The 18030-nt window shown below is 65.7% G+C and carries 17 protein-coding genes; 10 read left to right on the top strand and 7 right to left on the bottom strand.

The window, feature by feature from the left end; translation table 11 throughout:
- Positions 1–6: 6 nt before the first annotated feature.
- Positions 7–903, bottom strand: coding sequence for a septation protein SepH (gene sepH / locus ACO6D6_RS02645; RefSeq protein WP_484783029.1), 897 nt, complete (start codon positions 901–903; stop codon positions 7–9).
- Between the two features lie 143 nt (positions 904–1046).
- Here sepH and ACO6D6_RS02650 point away from each other — a divergent pair, with 143 nt between their 5' ends.
- The gene (locus tag ACO6D6_RS02650) at positions 1047–1343 is read left to right on the top strand and encodes a DUF4193 domain-containing protein (RefSeq protein ID WP_014846564.1); all 297 of its coding nucleotides are present in this window, start codon (positions 1047–1049) and stop codon (positions 1341–1343) included.
- A 6-nt stretch (positions 1344–1349) separates the two neighbouring features.
- On the opposite strand, the gene ACO6D6_RS02655 is transcribed toward ACO6D6_RS02650, so the two are convergent.
- On the bottom strand, positions 1350–1643 hold the full coding sequence (locus ACO6D6_RS02655; RefSeq protein ID WP_484783030.1) for a DUF4235 domain-containing protein: 294 nt from the start codon (positions 1641–1643) through the stop codon (positions 1350–1352).
- 81 nt (positions 1644–1724) lie between these two features.
- Between ACO6D6_RS02655 and dut the strand changes: the two genes are divergently transcribed.
- The 3 genes from dut to ACO6D6_RS02670 are packed head-to-tail and all read left to right on the top strand — an operon-like array spanning position 1725 to position 3228.
- The gene (gene dut / locus ACO6D6_RS02660; protein WP_484783031.1) at positions 1725–2159 is read left to right on the top strand and encodes a dUTP diphosphatase; all 435 of its coding nucleotides are present in this window, start codon (positions 1725–1727) and stop codon (positions 2157–2159) included.
- 17 nt (positions 2160–2176) lie between these two features.
- Positions 2177–2869 carry a DUF3710 domain-containing protein gene (locus tag ACO6D6_RS02665; protein WP_484783033.1) on the top strand — a complete coding sequence of 231 codons (693 nt, stop codon included), beginning with the start codon at positions 2177–2179 and terminating at the stop codon, positions 2867–2869.
- The gene (locus ACO6D6_RS02670) at positions 2866–3228 is read left to right on the top strand and encodes an OB-fold nucleic acid binding domain-containing protein (RefSeq protein WP_484783035.1); all 363 of its coding nucleotides are present in this window, start codon (positions 2866–2868) and stop codon (positions 3226–3228) included. Before ACO6D6_RS02665 ends, ACO6D6_RS02670 begins: the two co-directional genes overlap by 4 nt.
- Positions 3229–3235: 7 nt before the next feature.
- Here ACO6D6_RS02670 and ACO6D6_RS02675 read toward each other — a convergent pair whose 3' ends face one another.
- Both ACO6D6_RS02675 and ACO6D6_RS02680 read right to left on the bottom strand, forming a co-directional pair.
- Positions 3236–3898: a potassium channel family protein gene (locus ACO6D6_RS02675; RefSeq protein ID WP_484783037.1), complete on the bottom strand. Its 663-nt coding sequence runs from the start codon at positions 3896–3898 to the stop codon at positions 3236–3238.
- A 9-nt stretch (positions 3899–3907) separates the two neighbouring features.
- The gene (locus tag ACO6D6_RS02680; RefSeq protein ID WP_484783038.1) at positions 3908–4579 is read right to left on the bottom strand and encodes a potassium channel family protein; all 672 of its coding nucleotides are present in this window, start codon (positions 4577–4579) and stop codon (positions 3908–3910) included.
- 86 nt (positions 4580–4665) lie between these two features.
- Between ACO6D6_RS02680 and ACO6D6_RS02685 the strand changes: the two genes are divergently transcribed.
- The 5 genes from ACO6D6_RS02685 to ACO6D6_RS02705 all read left to right on the top strand — a co-directional run bounded on the left by ACO6D6_RS02685 (position 4666) and on the right by ACO6D6_RS02705 (position 13270).
- Complete coding sequence (locus ACO6D6_RS02685) at positions 4666–6639, top strand: APC family permease (protein ID WP_484783040.1); 1974 nt, start codon at positions 4666–4668, stop codon at positions 6637–6639.
- Positions 6636–7766 (top strand): class I SAM-dependent RNA methyltransferase, encoded by a 1131-nt coding sequence (locus tag ACO6D6_RS02690; RefSeq protein WP_484783041.1) that lies wholly within the window; start codon positions 6636–6638, stop codon positions 7764–7766. Before ACO6D6_RS02685 ends, ACO6D6_RS02690 begins: the two co-directional genes overlap by 4 nt.
- A gap of 85 nt (positions 7767–7851) precedes the next feature.
- The gene (acnA, locus tag ACO6D6_RS02695) at positions 7852–10527 is read left to right on the top strand and encodes an aconitate hydratase AcnA (protein WP_484783043.1); all 2676 of its coding nucleotides are present in this window, start codon (positions 7852–7854) and stop codon (positions 10525–10527) included.
- Positions 10528–10734: 207 nt separating this feature from the next.
- A complete protein-coding gene (gene ald / locus ACO6D6_RS02700; protein WP_484783045.1) occupies positions 10735–11859 on the top strand; it encodes an alanine dehydrogenase in 1125 nt (374 codons plus the stop codon).
- Positions 11849–13270, top strand: a complete 1422-nt coding sequence (locus ACO6D6_RS02705) for an amino acid permease (RefSeq protein ID WP_484783046.1) — start codon at positions 11849–11851, stop codon at positions 13268–13270. The genes ald and ACO6D6_RS02705 overlap by 11 nt, the downstream gene beginning before the upstream one ends.
- 217 nt (positions 13271–13487) lie before the next feature.
- Here ACO6D6_RS02705 and ACO6D6_RS02710 read toward each other — a convergent pair whose 3' ends face one another.
- Positions 13488–13847, bottom strand: a complete 360-nt coding sequence (locus ACO6D6_RS02710; protein ID WP_484783047.1) for a hypothetical protein — start codon at positions 13845–13847, stop codon at positions 13488–13490.
- A 439-nt stretch (positions 13848–14286) separates the two neighbouring features.
- On the opposite strand from ACO6D6_RS02710, the gene dxs reads away from it, so the two are divergent.
- Positions 14287–16194, top strand: coding sequence for a 1-deoxy-D-xylulose-5-phosphate synthase (gene dxs / locus ACO6D6_RS02715; RefSeq protein WP_484783049.1), 1908 nt, complete (start codon positions 14287–14289; stop codon positions 16192–16194).
- 46 nt (positions 16195–16240) lie between these two features.
- Here the strand turns inward: dxs and ACO6D6_RS02720 are convergent, their stop codons facing one another.
- Together ACO6D6_RS02720 and ACO6D6_RS02725 are read right to left on the bottom strand one after the other, a co-directional pair.
- The gene (locus ACO6D6_RS02720) at positions 16241–17452 is read right to left on the bottom strand and encodes an HRDC domain-containing protein (protein ID WP_484783051.1); all 1212 of its coding nucleotides are present in this window, start codon (positions 17450–17452) and stop codon (positions 16241–16243) included.
- Positions 17449–18021, bottom strand: coding sequence for a DUF3000 domain-containing protein (locus ACO6D6_RS02725; RefSeq protein ID WP_484783053.1), 573 nt, complete (start codon positions 18019–18021; stop codon positions 17449–17451). The genes ACO6D6_RS02720 and ACO6D6_RS02725 overlap by 4 nt, the downstream gene beginning before the upstream one ends.
- Between the last annotated feature and the right edge of the window lie 9 nt (positions 18022–18030).

Here is an 18030-nt window from a genome sequence, read left to right on the forward strand (position 1 = left end):
CGAGGTTCAGTGGGACGGGCCGCCGAACAGGATCTCGTCCCAGCTCGGGACGCGGGCCCTGCGGCGGTGCCGTGGTCTGGGTTGCGGCGCGGTGTCCTCGGTGTCGGCCTCGACCAAGGGGTCCTGGGCCGATCCGATCAGGGACGTCTCGACGGTATCGGCGGCATCGGCTTCCGGTATCCCCGTGAACTCGTCGATCACCTCGGTCTCCTCGGAGTCCCCCTGCCCGCTCTGTTCCTGCGGGGTGTCCTCCTCAGCGGACTCGTCGTCCATGGCCACGTAGATCCGCACCGAGTCCTCACTCACGCCGCTCAGCATGTCGTAGAGATCGTCGAGCTCGGAGGTCGCCGGGCCCTCGTCGAAGTTGCCGCTGGGGACGTCGTCGCCCGGGAGAGGAGGGGGAGTGGTTGGTTGCGCGGTTGCGCGCACCAGCGCGAACTCGTCATCGAAATCCACGGTGTTCTCGTTGTCGGGGTCCTTGCCGCCGGGCAGTTCCTCGCCGATCATCCACCGCGCGTCCGGGTTGTCTGCGATGGTGAAGCGGCCGCGGGGATCGAAGATGAACTCGGCCCGCCGTTCGTGGCTCTCCAACACCCCCACCAGGCGCCACTTGCGGTCGGGTTCCCGCCAGGAATCCCAGGCGATGTCCTCCGAATCGATCCCCCGGGCCTGGAGACGGGTGGAGATGAGTTCCTGCAGGCGGCGATGCCCCGAACCATCACCGCGGCGCCTGACCGCGCATTCCAAGGCGGTGCTGGTCATGTGCTCGCGCTCCGCGAACACAGGAAGGGCGAAACCCTCGATCCGTGCCGGATCCACACCGGCTTCCGTGGCCACCTCGGTGAGCGTGGCCCCTCCACGGATGCGGGATTGGATCTCCCGCGGGCTCAATGCGCTGTCCATGCAAACTCCCCTTGTGTCTGGTTGAACAACCTACCAGCCGACACCACCGGAACCCGGGACTTGCGCCAGGCTCAGGATGTGGTACACATAGCCCCGATTAATTTCGGGACGAACCGATGGCGAGACCAGGAGGGACCACGGACATGGCCACCGACTACGACGCACCACGCAAGAGCGACGAGGAGATGAGCGAGGATTCGCTCGAGGAACTCAAGACACGCCGAAACGACAAGAACTCCGGAAAGGTCGACGAGGACGAGGTCGAGGCGGCCGAGTCGTTCGAACTGCCGGGAGCCGACCTGTCCCACGAGGAACTCACGGTGCGGGTACTGCCCCGGCAGTCGAACGAGTTCACCTGCGCATCCTGCTTCCTCGTCAAATCCCAGAGCCAGTTGGCCGAGACCAAGGGCGATCTCAAGTACTGCGTCGACTGCGTGTGACCCGAATCACATATCCATCTTGTTGCGCAGCCGACCCGGACTCCTGCGGCCGGTGTTCGAGAACCAGCGGCGCTGCATGTAACGGTTCATGGTGAGTTGGGCCATGCCCACGCCGAGCCCACTGCACAGGGCCCAGATGAGCGCCTGGATCATCGGGGTGTCGGGATCGTTCGGATCCGGGGGGACGTCTCCCGTGGCCGCTTCCCACGCCTTCGTCACGACTTTCTGGGCCAGAAGAGTGGTGGCCGCGCCGAGCACGCCCGCGTAGATCTTCCACAGAATCTTTTCCTCAACGGCCATGGCAAGGTCCTTTCGATGTTTCTCGGGCTTCCCATTATGTCCCGGGTCACGGATGGGCCGCAGCCGCGCTAGATTGACCGGGTGTCTGAGATACCAGTGGTCGTGGATGCCCCAGAACACCTGCCGGCCTATGCCAGGGCGGGGGATGCAGGCGCCGACCTGCGCATCACCGAGGCCGTCACCCTCCAACCGGGGGAGCGAAGGCTGGTCGGCACCGGGGTGCGCATCGCTCTTCCTGCGGGCACCGTCGGGATGGTGACGCCCAGATCCGGGTTGGCCGCGAGGTGTGGCCTCGGGATCGTCAACAGCCCCGGCATCATCGATTCCGGTTACCGCGGCGAGATCCGCATCTGCCTGATCAACCTCGATACGAGGACCGCCGTGGAGCTGCAGGAGGGCGAACGGGTGGCCCAACTGGTGGTCGTCCCCTTCATTTCCGCCCAGTTCACTCCGGTCTCCGAAATCGATGAGACGGAGCGCGGCCGGGGCGGTTATGGTTCAACCGGACAACAGTGAATCCACAAGGGAGCAGCATGAAACCCACCGATGAGGAAACGGTCGAGGAGACCACCGATGAGGAAACGGTCGAGGAGACCGATGACGACGAGGAGATCGTCGAAGAGATGACCGACGAGGAGAAGTGGGCCGAGATCGACGAGATGTTCGACCGCGACGAGGGCCCCTTCGACATCGACGAGGTGGACCTGGACGAGGACGACGTCCAGCGGATAGACCTCGGGGCGCTCGTGGTCACCCCGTTCGAGGCGATGCAGTTGCAGCTCCAGGTGGACGAACCCCGGCAGCAGGTCCAGTCCTTCCTGGTGGGGGATGGTGCCTCGGCCATGGAGGTCGCGCTGTTCGCAGGTCCGAGGCGCACCTCGATGCTCGCCGAGATCCGCGAGGAGATCGCGGCGGCCACCGAGAAGGAGGGCGGAGAGGTCACCCTCCTGGAGGGCCCCTTCGGGGTGGAGTTGCGCCGCCAGCAGCCCGTCACCGACGCCCAGGGCAGGCGCGGAACCCATATTTCCCGTACCTGGCTGGTAGGGGGGCCCGGATGGGTGTTGCGCGGAATCGTCTTCGGGCGCGCCGCCCTCGAACCGGACAACGAGGACGCGAGCATCGCGCTTCTCGAGTGCTTCGGCAATCTCGTGGTCCGCAGAGGAACCGCCCCGGCCGCGCCGGGCAGCCTCATTCCCCTGACGATTCCGGACCTGGAGCAGAAATGACCGGCGAACAGCAGCACGGCTTCATGCGGAGGCTGCGGCGATTCCTTTCCCCGGCAGAGGAACTGGAGGCCGAGGACCTGAAGGAGCGGTCACGCGACTGCGGTGCCAGCCCCCTGGCCGAGTGCTGTGACCGCTCCAGGGTGAAGGTGCGGGGCACCGTCCGCTGGGTCACCAGCCTGGACATGGGCGGCGTGGAGGCGCTGCTGACCGACGGCACGGGCAGCATAGAACTGAACTGGACCGGGCGCCGCCGCCTGGACTGCATCACGCCCGGGTGTGACCTCGTCGTGCAGGGCCGGATCTCCTCCGGCGACAACGGGCGTGTCATGTACAACCCCGAATTCGAGGTCGTCAGTTGACACCGGGTCAGCCGGCGGAGGTGAACATCGAGCTGAGCTCGCCCTCCGCATCCTGACTGACCACGAAAAGCATCTCGTCCAAGGCCTCGAGGGCACCGTCGCGTTCGGGAACCAGCGGGATGCCGTCACGGATGATCGCCACCAGGACCACCTCGCGGGGCAGCTCCAGATCACGGATCCGGCGCCCGACGAAGGGGCTCTGCCGGGGCAACCGGATCTCGGAGAGGTTCGTCGAGGACTTGGTGAAGGTGAACAGCCTCACCAGGTCACCGGTCGCGACGGCCTCCTCCACCAGGGCCGACATGATGCGGGGAGTGGAGACCGCGACATCCACCCCCCAGGCCTCGTCGAAGAGCCATTCGTTGCCCGGATGGTTGATGCGCGCCACCGTGCGGGGCACCCCGAACTCCGTTTTCGCCAACAGCGAGTGCACCAGGTTCACCTTGTCATCCCCGCTGGCCGCGATCGCCACGTCGCAGTTCTCCAGCTCGGCCTCCTCCAAGGTCTGGAGCTCGCAGGCGTCCGCCTGGAACCATTCCGCCCCGGGCACGGAATCGGGATTGATCGCCATCGGGTCCTTCTCCATCAGGAGCACCTGGTGGCCGTTGCTGATCAGTTCACGGGCGATGGACCGGCCGACGTTGCCGGCTCCGGCGATGGCTACTCGCATGGCGATTCCTCACAGATTTCGAGAACGGGTCGGGGGAGCGGCGAACAGGGACTCGACGGCGTCGGTTCTCTCGGCCTCGCAGGCGACGAAAATCAGGTCACCGTCCTGGAAAACGGTCTGGGAGTCCGGAACGATGCCGCGTCCCGTGCGGGAGACGAACGGTATCGGGACCTGGGCCGCCGCGGACAGGTCCCTGATGCGTTTGCCCACCCAGGCCGAGTGGACGTAGATCTGGAGCAGCCGCACGGTCCCCGAGGGGTCCCGCCACACGGGTTCGCTGCCCTCGGGCAGCAGCCTGCGCATCACCTGGCCCACGGTCCAGCGGACGGTGGCCACGGTGGGAATGCCCAGCCTCTCGTAGACGGCTGCCCTGCCCTGGTCGTAGATGCGGGCCACCACGTTGTCCACCCCGTACTGCTCGCGAACCACCCGGGCCGCCAGGATGTTGGAATTGTCGCCGCTGGAAACGGCCGCGAAACCGTCGGCGTGCCGGATGTCGGCGGCCTCCAGCACCTCCCGGTCGAAACCCACCCCGCTGACCGTGGTCCCCTGGAAATCGGTCCCGAGCCGACGGAACGAATCCACGTTGACATCGATCACCGCCACCGAATGGCCTCGTTTCTCGAGGCCCCGGGCCAGCATGGAACCGACGCGACCACAACCCATGATCACGATGTGCATTTGCGTCTCCCTCCCGGTCCGGCGGCTCCCGGACGCAGATCCGACGGTATCGCAATCACCCTGCCATGGGTCTACCGTAGGGCTTCGTGAACATCTATCAGGCGCTGAAACGTGTGTTCGTCGGCCGCCGCCTGGCCAGCGCACAGCTGGGGGAAACGCTTCTCCCGAAACGGCTCGCGCTGCCAGTGTTCGCCTCGGATGCGCTGAGTTCGGTCGCCTATGCGCCCGACGAGATCCTGATCACCCTGTCCCTGGCCGGGATGACCGGATACCTGTTCTCGTGGCAGATCGGGCTCGCGGTCGGGGTCGTGATCGCGGTGGTGGTGATGTCCTACCGGCAGACCGTCCGTGCCTATCCGACCGGTGGCGGGGACTACGAGGTCGCCGCATCGAACCTGGGCAGGCACGCAGGGCTGACCGTGGCCTCGGCGCTGCTGGTCGACTACGTGTTGACGGTCGCCGTCTCGGTTTCCGCCGGTGTGCTCAACGCGAAGGCGATGTTCCCCGGGATAGACGGCCACGAGGTACCCATCGCGGTCGGGGTGATCGTCGTCCTGGCCCTGATGAACCTGCGGGGTGTCAGGGACTCCGGGGGAGTGCTGGCCTGGCCCACCTACGTCTTCATGTTCTCAATGCTTTTGATGCTCGCCATCGGATTCTTCCGGATCCTGGTCCTGGGGCATTCGCTGAGGAGCGAGACCTCCGACCTGACCGTGATCGGCACCCAGGGCGCCGATCACGCCTTCGGGTGGGTGCTGGTCGCGATCATCACCCGGGCCTTCTCATCGGGCTGCGCCGCGCTGACCGGGGTGGAGGCCGTGGCCAACGGTGTGCCGTCTTTCCGCCCTCCCAAGAGCCGCAACGCCGCCTCGGTGCTCGGGCTGCTCGGGTTGATCGCGGGGACCATGCTCGTCGGGATCGTCCTGCTGGCCAACCTGACCCGCGTGCACCTGATCGACGAACTGACCGGAACCCACTACCTGGCCCCGGACGGCTCGACCATCCACACCGCGGCGGTGACCGTGACGGGACAGCTCGCGCGTACGGTCTTCGGTGACTGGTTCATCCCGGGTTTCTACGTGGTCATCATCGCCACCCTGTCGATCCTGTTCCTGGCCGCGAACACCGCGTTCAACGGTTTCCCGAGCCTGGCCTCGATCCTCGCCAAGGACGGTTATCTGCCCCGGCAGCTCCACACCCGCGGCGACCGGTTGGCCTATTCCAACGGGATCGTGCTGCTGGCCGTGGCGGCCATCGCCCTCATCTGGGGTTTCAACGCCTCCGTGACGGCCCTGATCCAGCTCTACGTGGTCGGGGTTTTCATCTCCTTCACCGTTGGACAGACCGGGATGGTGCTGCACTGGAACCGCGCTCTCCGCGTCGAGAAGGACCGGGGCGAAAGGCGGCGCATGCAGCGATCCCGCGTGATCAACCTCCTCGGCGCGGGAATGACAGCCTTGGTGCTGTTGGTCGTGCTCATCTCCAAGTTCACCCACGGCGCCTACCTCGCCCTGGTCGCCATGGGATTGATGTACCTGCTGATGGTCCTGATCCGCAGGCACTACGACCAGGTCAAGGACGAGCTGGCCCTCCGCCCCGGATCCGACCGGGCCCTGCCGAGCCGGGTCCGGGCGGTGGTGCTGGTGCAGCAGGTGAACCTGCCCACCGCGAAGGCCATCGCCTACGCGAAAGCGGGCCGTGCCACCTCCCTGATGGGGGTGACGATCTCCGTCGACGACGAGGAGGCGCGCGAACTCATGGAGGCGTGGCGGAAGGAGGACTTCGGCATTCCGTTGCGCGTGATCGCATCCCCCTACCGGGAGATCACCCAGCCCTTCATCCGCTATGTGGCCGATATGCGCACCGAGAACCCCAGGGACGTGGTGGCCGTCTACATTCCTGACTACGTGGTGGGGAACTGGTGGGAGCGGCTGCTCCACAACCAGACCACCCTGCTGATCCGCACCAGGTTGCACTACATGAGTGGGGTGATGGTGATCTCGGTGCCCTACCAGCTCAGCAGTTCACGGCGGCGCGAGACCAGACAGGGCACCAGATGATCGAGGTCGAACTCGAACGGGTGGCCCACGGCGGTGTGGTCGTTGGGCGCTTCGACGGCAAGGTGATCTTCGTCACGGGAGGGCTGCCCGGGGAACGGGTGGTCGTCGAGATCACCGAGAAGGGCAACCGGTTCGACCGGGGGCGCGTGATCCGGGTGCTCAAGGCCTCCCCGGGACGGGTGGAGCCCCCGTGCCCGATCGCCGAGCAGTGCGGTGGCTGCGACTGGCAGCACGCCAGTCCCGAGCTCCAGCTCGACCTCAAGACGGCCGTCGTCGCGGAGCAGCTGTCCCGACTGGCGGGGATCACCTGGACCGGGCGGGTGGAGGCCGTCCAGCCTACGGTCAACTGGCGCACCCGGATGAGGTACGCGGTCAGCGATGGTCGCGTGGGGCTACGCGGGCGGCGGTCACACGAGGTGGTTCCACTGCCCGAGGCGGGATGTCTCGCCGCTGCGCCCGGCCCGTTCCCGGCTCAGTTGAACGAACTCACGGAAGGAGTGGAATCCCTCAGCGTGGTTCGCGCGGCGAACACGGTAAGCGTGCTCGCCGATGGAAAACTCCTGATCGGTCCACCCCGGGTCCGTGAGAAGGCGGGAAAGTTCTCCTTCCAGGTGGCGGCCTCCGGTTTCTGGCAGGTGCATCCCCGGGCGGCCGAAACCCTGCTCGACGCCGTCATGGAAGGGCTCAGACCCAGACCGGGGGATCTGGCGCTCGACCTCTACTGCGGTTCGGGGTTGTTCGCCGCGGGTCTGGACCACGCCGGGGCCGAGGTTTTCGGGGTGGAGCTGGACCGGGAGGCCGCTGCGAATGCCCGCGTCAACGTACCCCGGGGGCGTTTCCTGGCGCTGTCGTTGACGAAGGCGCTTCGCCGGCTCCCGCCCGGGGTCGATCTGGTCGTCCTCGATCCACCCCGCAGGGGAGCGGGGGCCGCCGTGGTGGCGCGCGTGGCGGATCTCGCACCCAGGGCCGTCGCCTACGTCGCCTGCGATCCGGCGAGCCTGGCCAGGGATCTGGCAGATTTCGCGGTGCGAGGGTACGTGACCGACCGGATCCGCGCCTTCGACCTGTTCCCGATGACCCACCATGTGGAGTGTGTGGCCATCCTGAAGCCCGCCACGAGAACCTGAGGTGTTTCCCGATTTTTTGGGAGCAGGGCGTCGCCGTGATATCTTGACATCAAGATATGTGACGTGAGGCGGACCAAGGAGAGCTATGAGCGTCAACAGCTTCGGGGCCAGGTCATCCCTCGAGGTGGGTGGCACCACCTACGAGATTTTCCGGATCGACGCGGTGGCAGGACACGACAGGCTGCCCTACAGCCTAAAGATCCTTCTCGAGAACCTGCTGCGAACGGAGGACGGGGCGAACATCACCGCCGACGACATCCGGGCGCTCGGGAACTGGGATGCGGGGGCCGAACCGAGTCACGAGATCCAGTTCACCCCCGCCCGCGTCATCATGCAGGACTTCACGGGTGTGCCCTGCGTGGTGGACCTCGCGACCATGAGGGAAGCGGTCACGGCCCTCGGGGGGGACCCCGCCAAGGTGAACCCGCTCTCCCCGGCGGAAATGGTCATCGACCACTCCGTCACGGCCGAGGTGTTCGGAACCCCGACCGCATTCGCCCAGAACACCGAGATCGAATACCGGCGCAACCGCGAGCGCTATCAGTTCCTGCGCTGGGGGCAAACCGCATTCGATGACTTCAAGGTGGTGCCCCCGGGCACCGGCATAGTCCATCAGGTCAACATCGAACACCTGGCCCGGGTCGTCTTCCCGCGCATCGTCGACGGCGTCCTCCAGGCCTACCCCGACACCTGCGTCGGCACCGATTCCCACACCACCATGGTCAACGGACTCGGCGTGGTCGGATGGGGAGTCGGCGGCATCGAGGCCGAGGCCGCCATGCTGGGGCAGCCGGTCTCCATGCTCATCCCACGGGTGGTCGGGTTCAAATTGACCGGCCGGCTCCCCGAGGGAACCACCTCCACCGACCTGGTCCTGACCATCACCGAGATGCTGCGCCAGCACAAGGTGGTCGGGAAATTCGTGGAGTTCTACGGCGAGGGGGTCTCCCAGGTGCCGCTCGCGAACCGCGCCACCATCGGGAACATGAGCCCCGAGTACGGTTCAACGATCGCGGTGTTCCCGATCGACGGGAAAACCATCGACTACCTGCGCCTGACCGGGCGCGACGAGGCCCAGATCGCCCTCGTGGAGGCCTACGCCAAGGCCCAGGGGTTGTGGCATCTGGACGATCGCGAACCCGACTACTCCGAGTACATCGAACTCGACCTCGGAACCGTGGTGCCCTCCATCGCCGGGCCGAAACGCCCCCAGGACCGCATCCTGCTCACCCGTTCCCGCGACAGTTTCCGCGAGGCGCTGCCCACCTACACCCACACCCCCGACGCCTCGGTGCCGGTGACTCTCGAGGACGGCACGTCCTTCGAGCTGAGGAACGGCGCCGTCACCGTCGCATCCATCACCTCCTGCACCAACACCTCCAATCCGTCCGTGATGCTGGGCGCGGCCCTGGTGGCGAAGAAGGCGGTCGAGCGGGGACTGACACGGAAACCCTGGGTCAAGACGTCACTGGCGCCCGGCTCCCAGGTGGTCACCGACTACTACACCAGGTCCGGGCTCGGAGGCTACCTCGACGCGATCGGGTTCAACCTCGTCGGCTACGGCTGCGTGACCTGCATCGGCAACACCGGCCCCCTGATTCCCGAGGTTTCCGCCGCCGTGAACGAACACGATCTGGCCGTGGCCGCGGTGCTCTCCGGAAACCGGAACTTCGAGGGCCGGATCAGCCCGGACGTGAAGATGAACTACCTCGCCAGCCCGATGCTGGTCATCATCTACGCCCTCGCGGGAACAATGGACATCGACCTGTTCAACGACCCCATCGGCCAGGACAGCGACGGAAATGACGTGTTCATGCGCGACCTGTGGCCCACCCAGGCCGAGATCGAGGAGGTCATCAGCTCATCCATCAGCTCCGAGATGTTCGCGTCCCGCTACGCCGACGTGTTCACCGGGGACGAGCGCTGGCGTTCGCTGCCCACCCCGGGCGGGGCGGTCTTCGAATGGGATGAGGAATCCACCTACGTGCGCAGGGCCCCCTACTTCGACGGGATGCCGGTCAGCCCGGTCCCCGTCGAGGACATCGGGGGAGCCCGGGTGTTGCTGATGCTGGGGGATTCCGTCACCACCGATCACATCTCCCCGGCGGGAAGCATCAAGGCCGACTCCCCGGCGGGTGTGTACCTCGCCTCCCAGGGGGTGGGCCCTCGGGACTTCAACTCCTATGGCTCCCGGCGTGGAAACCACGAAATCATGATCCGGGGCACCTTCGCCAACATCCGGCTGCGGAACCAGGTGGCGCCCGGCACCGAGGGTGGCTTCACCCGCGACTTCACCCTCCCCGGGGGCCCGGTGAGCACCGTGTACGACGCGGCCCAGAACTACGCGGCAGCGGGGACTCCGCTGGTGATCCTGGCGGGCAAGGAGTACGGGTCCGGATCCTCCAGGGACTGGGCGGCCAAGGGTACGGCGCTGCTCGGGGTGAAAGCAGTCGTCGCGGAGAGCTACGAGCGGATCCACCGCTCCAACCTGATCGGGATGGGGGTCCTCCCGCTCCAGTTCCCCGACGGGGTATCAGCCGACTCCCTCGGCCTGACGGGGGAGGAGGTCTTCGCTGTCTCCGGCATCACCGAGCTGAACTCCGGCATCACCCCACGCACGGTCAGGATCACCGCCACCCGGCCCGACGGCACGGTGACGGGATTCGACGCGATCGTGCGGATCGACACCCCCGGGGAGCGGGCCTACTACCTCAACGGCGGCATCATGCCCTACGTGCTGCGCAACCTGGCGAAGGCCTGAACGGCCCCTCGCAGTGCCCCCGTGAGGACCCTCCGGGGCCTCACGGGGGTGGTGTCAACCTCGGTTTCAGCAGCTCAAGGCCTTGTCGTAGCCGAAAACGAGGGGGGTGGTCGCGCGCTTTGATCTTTGCCGTACTAGTGTCGGTCTCACGCAAACGCATGGATGCCCAAGGTGGGGCAGCCAGAATCAATTACGAAGGAGTAACACATGCGTATCGCAGTCCCGACCGAGGTCAAGAACAACGAGTTCCGGGTCGCCATCACCCCCGTTGGTGTCCATGAGCTCGTCAGGAGGGGCCACGAGGTCTACATCCAGGCGGGTGCGGGCGTCGGTTCTTCGATCCCGGATGAGGAATTTGTCGCGCAGGGTGCGAAGATCGTCAGCAACGCCGCCGACACCTGGGCGGTTGGCGAGATGGTGCTCAAGGTGAAGGAGCCGATCTCCAGCGAGTACCAGTACCTGCGTGAGGACCTGACCCTGTTCACCTATCTCCACCTCGCGGCCGATCGTCCCCAGACCGATGCCCTGCTCAAGGCGGGCACCACGGCGATCGCCTACGAGACCGTTCAGCTGCCCTCCGGTGCGTTGCCGCTGCTCTACCCCATGTCCGAGATCGCCGGTTCCCTGGCCCCCCAGGTCGGTGCCCACGCCCTCATGAAGGCCCAGGGTGGACGCGGCGTCCTCATGGGCTGCATCGGTGGCGTTCCCAGTGCCAAGGTCGTAGTCCTCGGTGGCGGTGTCGCAGGCCAGAACGCGGCCAATATCGCCATGGGTCTCGGTGCGGATGTCACGGTTCTCGACACCGACCTCGACAAGCTGCGCAACACCTTCTGGAGGTTCCACAACCAGGTGCACGGCGTCGTGAGCTCCGCCCTCTCCGTGCGCGAGCACGTCCTCCAGGCCGATCTGGTGGTCGGCACGGTGCTCATCCCCGGCGCCAGGGCCCCGAAGCTCGTCACCGACGAAATGGTCGCCGAGATGAAGCCCGGATCGGTGCTGGTGGATGTCGCCATCGACCAGGGTGGTTGCTTCGAGGGATCCCGCCCGACCACCCACGACGACCCGACCTTCCCCGTCCACAACTCGCTGTTCTACTGCGTGGCGAACATGCCGGGCGCGGTGCCGAACACCTCCACCTGGGCGCTCACCAACGCCACCCTTCCCTACATGATCCAGCTCGCCGACAAGGGTGCGGCCAAGGCGCTGAAGGACAACCCCTCGCTGGCCAAGGGCCTCAACACGGTCAAGGGCAACCTGACCTTTGCGGGCGTTTCCGAGGCGTTCGACCTGCCACTGATGCCTCTGGAGGAAGCGCTGGATCATGTTGGATAAGCCTCCTGTAACAACGCAGGCCGCCGAGGGGCAGGAGCATCTGCAGCGGAACCTGAAGAACCGTCACATCCAGCTCATCGCCATCGGTGGCGCCATCGGAACGGGTCTTTTCATGGGCTCGGGCAAGACCGTTCACCTGGCGGGACCGTCGTTGCTGCTGATCTATCTGCTCATCGGGACGATGCTCTTCTTCGTGATGAGGGGTATGGGTGAACTCCTGCTTCACAATCTCGAGTACAAGTCCTTCCAGGATTTCGCCCGAGAAATGATCGGACCGTGGGCCGGGTACTTCGCGGGCTGGACGTACTGGATTCTGTGGGTCGTCACGGCCAGTGCAGAAGTTGTTGTCATCGCCGGGTATTTCGATTTCTGGCTCAAGGACATGACCTGGTCGATGATCTGTACGTTCATCCTCCTGATGGCCTTGCTCGGCTGCAACCTGCTGACGGTCAAGATGTTCGGTGAGATCGAGTTCTGGTTCGCCCTGATCAAGATCGTCGCCATCCTGCTTCTGATCGTCGTCGGCATAGGGATGATCCTGGTGAACTTCCCGTCCGCTGACGGGACGACAACCGCATCGGTCACCCACCTGTGGAGTGCCTATGGTCCGTTGGGAATCTTCCCGGCCGATGGTGACAACTTCTTGGCGGCCTTCCAGATCGCGGTGTTCGCGTTCATCGGTATCGAGTTGATCGGAACGGCTGCGGCCGAGACCTCCGATCCGCACACGACCCTGCCGAAGGCGATCAACGCCATACCGGTTCGGATCGTGATCTTCTACGTGCTGGCCCTGGCGGTCATCATGTCGGTCACTCCGTGGGACAAGATCGATCCAACGACCTCGCCGTTCGTGAACCTGTTCAGCCTGGTCGGGTTCGTCGCAGCTGCCGGGGCCATGAACTTCGTGGTCCTGACCTCTGCTTCCTCCAGCGCGAACTCGGGGATCTTCTCGACCTCCCGCATGCTGTACGGGTTGTCCCAGTCGAAGCAGGCACCCGAGTCCTTCGGGCATCTGTCGAAGCACCAGGTTCCGGCCAAGGCGTTGGTACTGTCAGTGGCACTGACATGTGTCGCCTTCCCGATCCTGATCATCGGCGGGTCGGTGATGGAGGCATTCACCATGGTCTCCTCGGTGTCGGTGGGATTGGTGCTGTTCATGTGGTCGCTGATCCTGGTTTGCTACATCCGCTATCGGAAGTTGCATCCCGAGGCTCACAAGAACGCGGCATTCCGAATGCCGGGCGCCTCCTTCATGCCATGGGTGGTGCTGGGCTTCTTCGGGTTCGTGGTCTATGTGTTGTTGCGCTATGACGACACCCGGATAGCCCTGGGGTTGACGCTCCTGTGGTTCGTGGGATTGACGATTTCGTGGTTCGTCCGAAAGAAGACCCACAAAGAAGTTTCCCAGTAACGAGTGCCCATTCCGGAGAAGGAATCAGTTGGTGGGGCGGGGTGATCCCCGCCCCACCAACTCTCGTTTGATGGCTTGACCTGCCGGTCTGCACTTCAGTTTCTCCGGTGGACCCCAATGATGAGTTGCATCTGGGGTGTCCACATGGACGGGCAGGCCGGGGAGCATCCGGGACCGGGCTTTCGAGAGCATTTGATTCCGGAGGATGGCGCATCGGTCATGGAGCTCTGGGAATGAAAACCTGTGCCGCGTCCTCGGAAGAGAGGGCCATTGCCATGCGCCGCAGCTTCCCCAGGCCTGCGAGCACCTTGGTCCGGTTCTTGGCCCGGATGATCCAGGCGGGCAACCGGTGGCAGAGCTCCCAGTACCTGGTGGACTCGTCGGTGAAGTCGAGGCGCAGGCGGTGCTTGGCGGCGACGAAACTCTCCACGTGGTTGAGATGTTCCAGATTAGCCACCCACAGGGTGTGTCCCGCGCAGGGAACCGCGAGATGGAACGGCAGGCCGTACAGGGCGTCGAAACCATCGCGGACCGCCGGAGAATCGATTCCCCGGTACCAATGCGCATCCAGGAGCATCGGTGAACCGCAGGAACAGGTGGGCACCGGAACCCCGTGTCTCTGCCGGGCCACATGAGAACGGATTTCCTCCTTCCGCGCTCCGCAGACGCCGCACCTAAACCACAGCACGGTCCGGGCGAGTTTCACGGCCACGGGCCGGTCCGCCTCCCATTCCCGGCAGCAGGCGCACCAATGACCCGGTCTGGCTCCCTCGCGTGTCCAGGTGCAAGCAGTGCACACGACACGGTTTCGCAGCACGTGTGCCGGCCCGGAGCACCTGGGACAGGTCACCCAGACGTTGACGCGGGGCACGGCCCGGAGCACTTCGTCCATGGTTGAAAAGCGTATCGCCTCGGATTTCCGAGAGTCTGTTCCGCAGGGAAGAGGCGAACACGCGGTCCGGAGCGGTAATGCTACAAGGTGTCCGTTCCTTGGGAGAGCCTCTAGACTGTCAGTCATGTCCCTGCTCGCCAAGATTGGTGGCCCGCGTGACCTGCGAACGCTCTCGCGCCGCCAGCTGACAAGCCTCGCATCCGAGATCCGTGGCTTCCTGATCAACCGGGTCAGTCGCACGGGTGGGCACCTCGGGCCGAATCTCGGTGTCGTCGAACTCACCTTGGGTATCCACCGGGTCTTCAACTCGCCCCACGACCCGATCATCTTCGACACGGGGCACCAGTCCTACGTCCACAAGATCCTGACCGGCCGGGCCGAGGGATTCGAGCATCTCAGGCAGCGGGGAGGCCTGTCCGGCTATCCGTCCCGTTCCGAGTCCGAACACGACTGGGTCGAGAACTCCCACGCCTCGACAGCCCTGTCCTGGGCCGAGGGGCTGGCCAAGGGATTCCGCCTGCGCGGGGAGGAACGCACCGTGGTCGTGGTGGTCGGTGACGGTGCGTTGACTGGCGGAATGGCTTGGGAGGCGCTGAACAACATAGCGGCCCAACCTGACCTGAAGATCGTGATCGTCGTCAACGACAACGGCCGTTCCTACACACCGACGGTCGGTGGGTTGGCCAAGCACCTGGCGGGATTGCGCACCGATCAGCGCTACGAACGGACCCTGAGTTTCATCAAGAACCGGCTCCACCGGACCCCGGTTCTGGGACGTCCCGTCTACGACCTGCTGCACGGGTTCAAGACCGGGGTCAAGGACGTTCTCGCGCCGCAGGGGATGTTCTCCGATCTCGGTCTGAAGTACACGGGGCCGATAGACGGCCACGACATCCGTGCGGTGGTCGGCCATCTCGAACGGGCACGACAGTTCGAGGGGCCCGTGCTGGTTCACGCCATCACCCGCAAGGGCAAGGGTTTCAAGGCTGCCGAGGAGCACGAGGAGGACCAGTTCCACGCAGTCGGGAGGATCGACGAGATCACCGGTCAGCCGCTCAGCGACGCCGTACAGGCCACCTGGACCGATGCCTTCGGTGAGGCCATGGTCCGGATCGGGGAACGCAGACCGGACGTCGTGGCCATCACGGCCGCCATGCTGCACCCGACGGGGCTCGGCAGGTTCGCGGCGGCCTTCCCGGACCGGGTCTTCGACGTGGGCATCGCCGAGCAGCACGCCGTTGTCTCCGCCGCCGGGCTGGCCCGGGCCGGAATGCATCCCGTCGTCGCCGTGTACGCCACTTTCCTGAACCGGGCCTTCGACCAGGTCCTGATGGACGCGGCCCTTCACGGGGAGGGAATCACCCTCGTGCTGGACCGGGCGGGGGTGACCGGAACCGACGGCCCGAGCCACAACGGCATGTGGGATCTGTCGATGCTGGGGATCGTGCCCGGCATCGAGGTCTCGGCGCCGAGGGACCAGACCCGGCTGGTCGCGGCGCTGGAGCGGGCGGTCACGGTCCGGGACGCCCCGACGGTGCTGCGCTACTCGAAGGAACGCCTCCCGGATGAGATGCCCGCGATCACCAGCCGGGGTGTGGGACGTGACCGGGTCGACCTGCTTCGCGTCGACGCCGGTGCCAGTGTTCTGATAATCGGATACGGCCAGTTCGCGGGAACCGGACTCGAAGTGGCGGAAAAACTCTCCGCGGCGGGACTGGCGTGCACGGTCGCGGATCCCGCTTGGTGCATCCCGCTCAGCCCCGAGCTGATCGGACTGGCCTGCGAACACGAAACCGTCGTGAGCATCGAGGACAACCTGGTCGTCGCCGGGCTGGGGGAGAGGCTGCGGGCGAGGCTCGCCGAAGAGGCACCCGAGACCCGGCTGTTCGCCTTCGGCATCGAACAGGAGTTCCTCGCCCAGGGAACCCGCGGTGAGGTTCTGGAGGAGCTCGGCCTGACGTCGCGCCACATAGCCCGCCGGGTGCTCGAGAAGATACTTCAGCGACGGCGAACGGCCGCCCAACCGGCCTGAGGGGTTTAGTCCGGCCGGGCATGAGCGACCGAACCGTGTGGTTGTCTCAGGGATGCCTGGTGAGCAACGGCAGCAGAAGATCGATCTGCCAGTTCCGGGAACCGGTCTCCAGCAGCACGCTCCGGGGGTCGCTGCCGGGCTTCCAGTTGTGGACGAAGGCCTGCAGGATCGCGGAGGGCGCTATGAGGCTGGGTTGGATTCCGAGTTCCCCGGCCAGCGTGTCGACGTCTGCGCGGATCTTTTTCCAGAGTTCCCAGCGTTCCGGGTCGTTGCGCTCCCAGGAGCGCGGCTGGGGTATGCCGTTCGGTTCCGGGCGGCGTGAGGGGTACTCGGCGGGGGACAGCCGGGATACCGAATCGACGGCCCGGACCCAGTTGGCCCGGTACCTTGCCGCCCCGCGGGTGTTGAACCCGGGAATCCTGGAGAACCCGGGGGCGTCCGGGAGCGGGCCAACTGGGTCCACTCCCGAAGCGAATTCAACGATTGCGGCGTCGGTCAGGATCCGGGAGGGCGGGCGGTCCCTTCGTCGGGCCACGAGGTCCCGTTCCTGCCAGAGCGCCCGCGCCACGGCCAGTTGCCTCGGGTGTTTCAAACCCTGGATGCCCGACAGGCGCCGCCACGGTTCCTTCCGGGGGGCGGGTGGGGTGGAGAAGACCTGCAGGGTGTGGGTGAACTCCTCCTCGGCCCAGGCGATGCGATTCCCGGCGACGAGCTCGGTGCGCAGGACATCGGCCAACTCGATCAGGTAGTCGACGTCAAGGGCCGCGTAGGTCAGCCAGGAGGTCGGCAACGGGCGAGTGGCCCAGTTGTCCGCCGAATGCGCCTTGCGCAACCGGATGCCGAGTTTCGTGTCGAGAAGGGCTGCCAAACCGACTGACGGGGCCCCGAGGAGACGTCCCGCCAATTCGGTGTCGAACAGGGCGGGAGGATGAATGCCCACATCCAGCATGCAGGGAAGATCCTGCGATGCCGCGTGAATGATCCACGGTGCGTCGGAGCAGGCGCCGACGAGCCCGCCGAGTTCCGTCTCGCCCCCGTGCTCGAAGGCGATGGGGTCTATCAGCCAGGTGCCGGCTCCTTCGCGTCGGATCTGGAAGAGATACGCCTTGGGCCAGTACCGGTGGCCGTGGGCGCGTTCCGCGTCGAATGCCACGGGCCCGATCCCGCGGGAGAGGGAGTCCATGCAGTTGTCGAGAGCTTCGGGGGTGTCCACCAGGGGGCGCAGGGCTTCCCGTGGCTGCTCGACGAACTGGTTCATGCACGCCCCGGGAACTGCACCACTCCACGGGGCAGCGGTGGACGCCCTGAAATGTGTCCGAGAAGATCCTGCCAGGCCTTGAGGTGAGCGGTCATCTTGTGGCGGTTGTCCAGAACCGGGGTCCAGGACGCCCGGACCTCCACCTCGGCCTGGTGCGTTCTCAGTTCCCCGAACCCCCGGCCGTAGGACGCGGTCACGGTCCCGGCCAGGGCCCGGTGGGCGGCTGCGTGCTTGGAGAGCGCATCCGTCAGCCAGGACCAGGCCGCCTCGGGCAGCAACGGGTCGGTGACCATTTCTTGATCCACCTCGGCCCGCACATAGGAGACCAGACGGAACCGTCCCTCCCAGTTCTCGTTGCCGGCGGGATCGTGCAGCAATATCAACCGCCCGGTTCCCAACTCCTCGTCATCCTCGATGAAGTCCAGCGCCATGGCTATGGAGAACGGCGCAATCCGCTGCGGGGAGCCTATCTCCTCGGCCTTGATCCCTGAGCGCCACTGCATGCTGGCGAATTCCTCCAGGGCATGCTGGAACTCGGGGTCGGCCATGTTGGGCGGAGCTAGCGTCACGGAAGTGAG

The organism is Arachnia sp., assembly GCF_057238465.1.

What these genes read in the sequence shown, in the direction of transcription:
- sepH (WP_484783029.1), bottom strand. Translation starts at nt 903, where the DNA reads ATGGACAGCGCATTGAGCCCGCGGGAGATCCAATCCCGCATCCGTGGA.
- ACO6D6_RS02650 (WP_014846564.1), top strand. Translation starts at nt 1,047, where the DNA reads ATGGCCACCGACTACGACGCACCACGCAAGAGCGACGAGGAGATGAGC.
- ACO6D6_RS02655 (WP_484783030.1), bottom strand. Translation starts at nt 1,643, where the DNA reads ATGGCCGTTGAGGAAAAGATTCTGTGGAAGATCTACGCGGGCGTGCTC.
- ACO6D6_RS02665 (WP_484783033.1), top strand. Translation starts at nt 2,177, where the DNA reads ATGAAACCCACCGATGAGGAAACGGTCGAGGAGACCACCGATGAGGAA.
- ACO6D6_RS02670 (WP_484783035.1), top strand. Translation starts at nt 2,866, where the DNA reads ATGACCGGCGAACAGCAGCACGGCTTCATGCGGAGGCTGCGGCGATTC.
- ACO6D6_RS02675 (WP_484783037.1), bottom strand. Translation starts at nt 3,898, where the DNA reads ATGCGAGTAGCCATCGCCGGAGCCGGCAACGTCGGCCGGTCCATCGCC.
- ACO6D6_RS02680 (WP_484783038.1), bottom strand. Translation starts at nt 4,579, where the DNA reads ATGCACATCGTGATCATGGGTTGTGGTCGCGTCGGTTCCATGCTGGCC.
- ACO6D6_RS02690 (WP_484783041.1), top strand. Translation starts at nt 6,636, where the DNA reads ATGATCGAGGTCGAACTCGAACGGGTGGCCCACGGCGGTGTGGTCGTT.
- acnA (WP_484783043.1), top strand. Translation starts at nt 7,852, where the DNA reads ATGAGCGTCAACAGCTTCGGGGCCAGGTCATCCCTCGAGGTGGGTGGC.
- ald (WP_484783045.1), top strand. Translation starts at nt 10,735, where the DNA reads ATGCGTATCGCAGTCCCGACCGAGGTCAAGAACAACGAGTTCCGGGTC.
- ACO6D6_RS02705 (WP_484783046.1), top strand. Translation starts at nt 11,849, where the DNA reads ATGTTGGATAAGCCTCCTGTAACAACGCAGGCCGCCGAGGGGCAGGAG.
- ACO6D6_RS02710 (WP_484783047.1), bottom strand. Translation starts at nt 13,847, where the DNA reads ATGCTCCTGGATGCGCATTGGTACCGGGGAATCGATTCTCCGGCGGTC.
- dxs (WP_484783049.1), top strand. Translation starts at nt 14,287, where the DNA reads ATGTCCCTGCTCGCCAAGATTGGTGGCCCGCGTGACCTGCGAACGCTC.
- ACO6D6_RS02720 (WP_484783051.1), bottom strand. Translation starts at nt 17,452, where the DNA reads ATGAACCAGTTCGTCGAGCAGCCACGGGAAGCCCTGCGCCCCCTGGTG.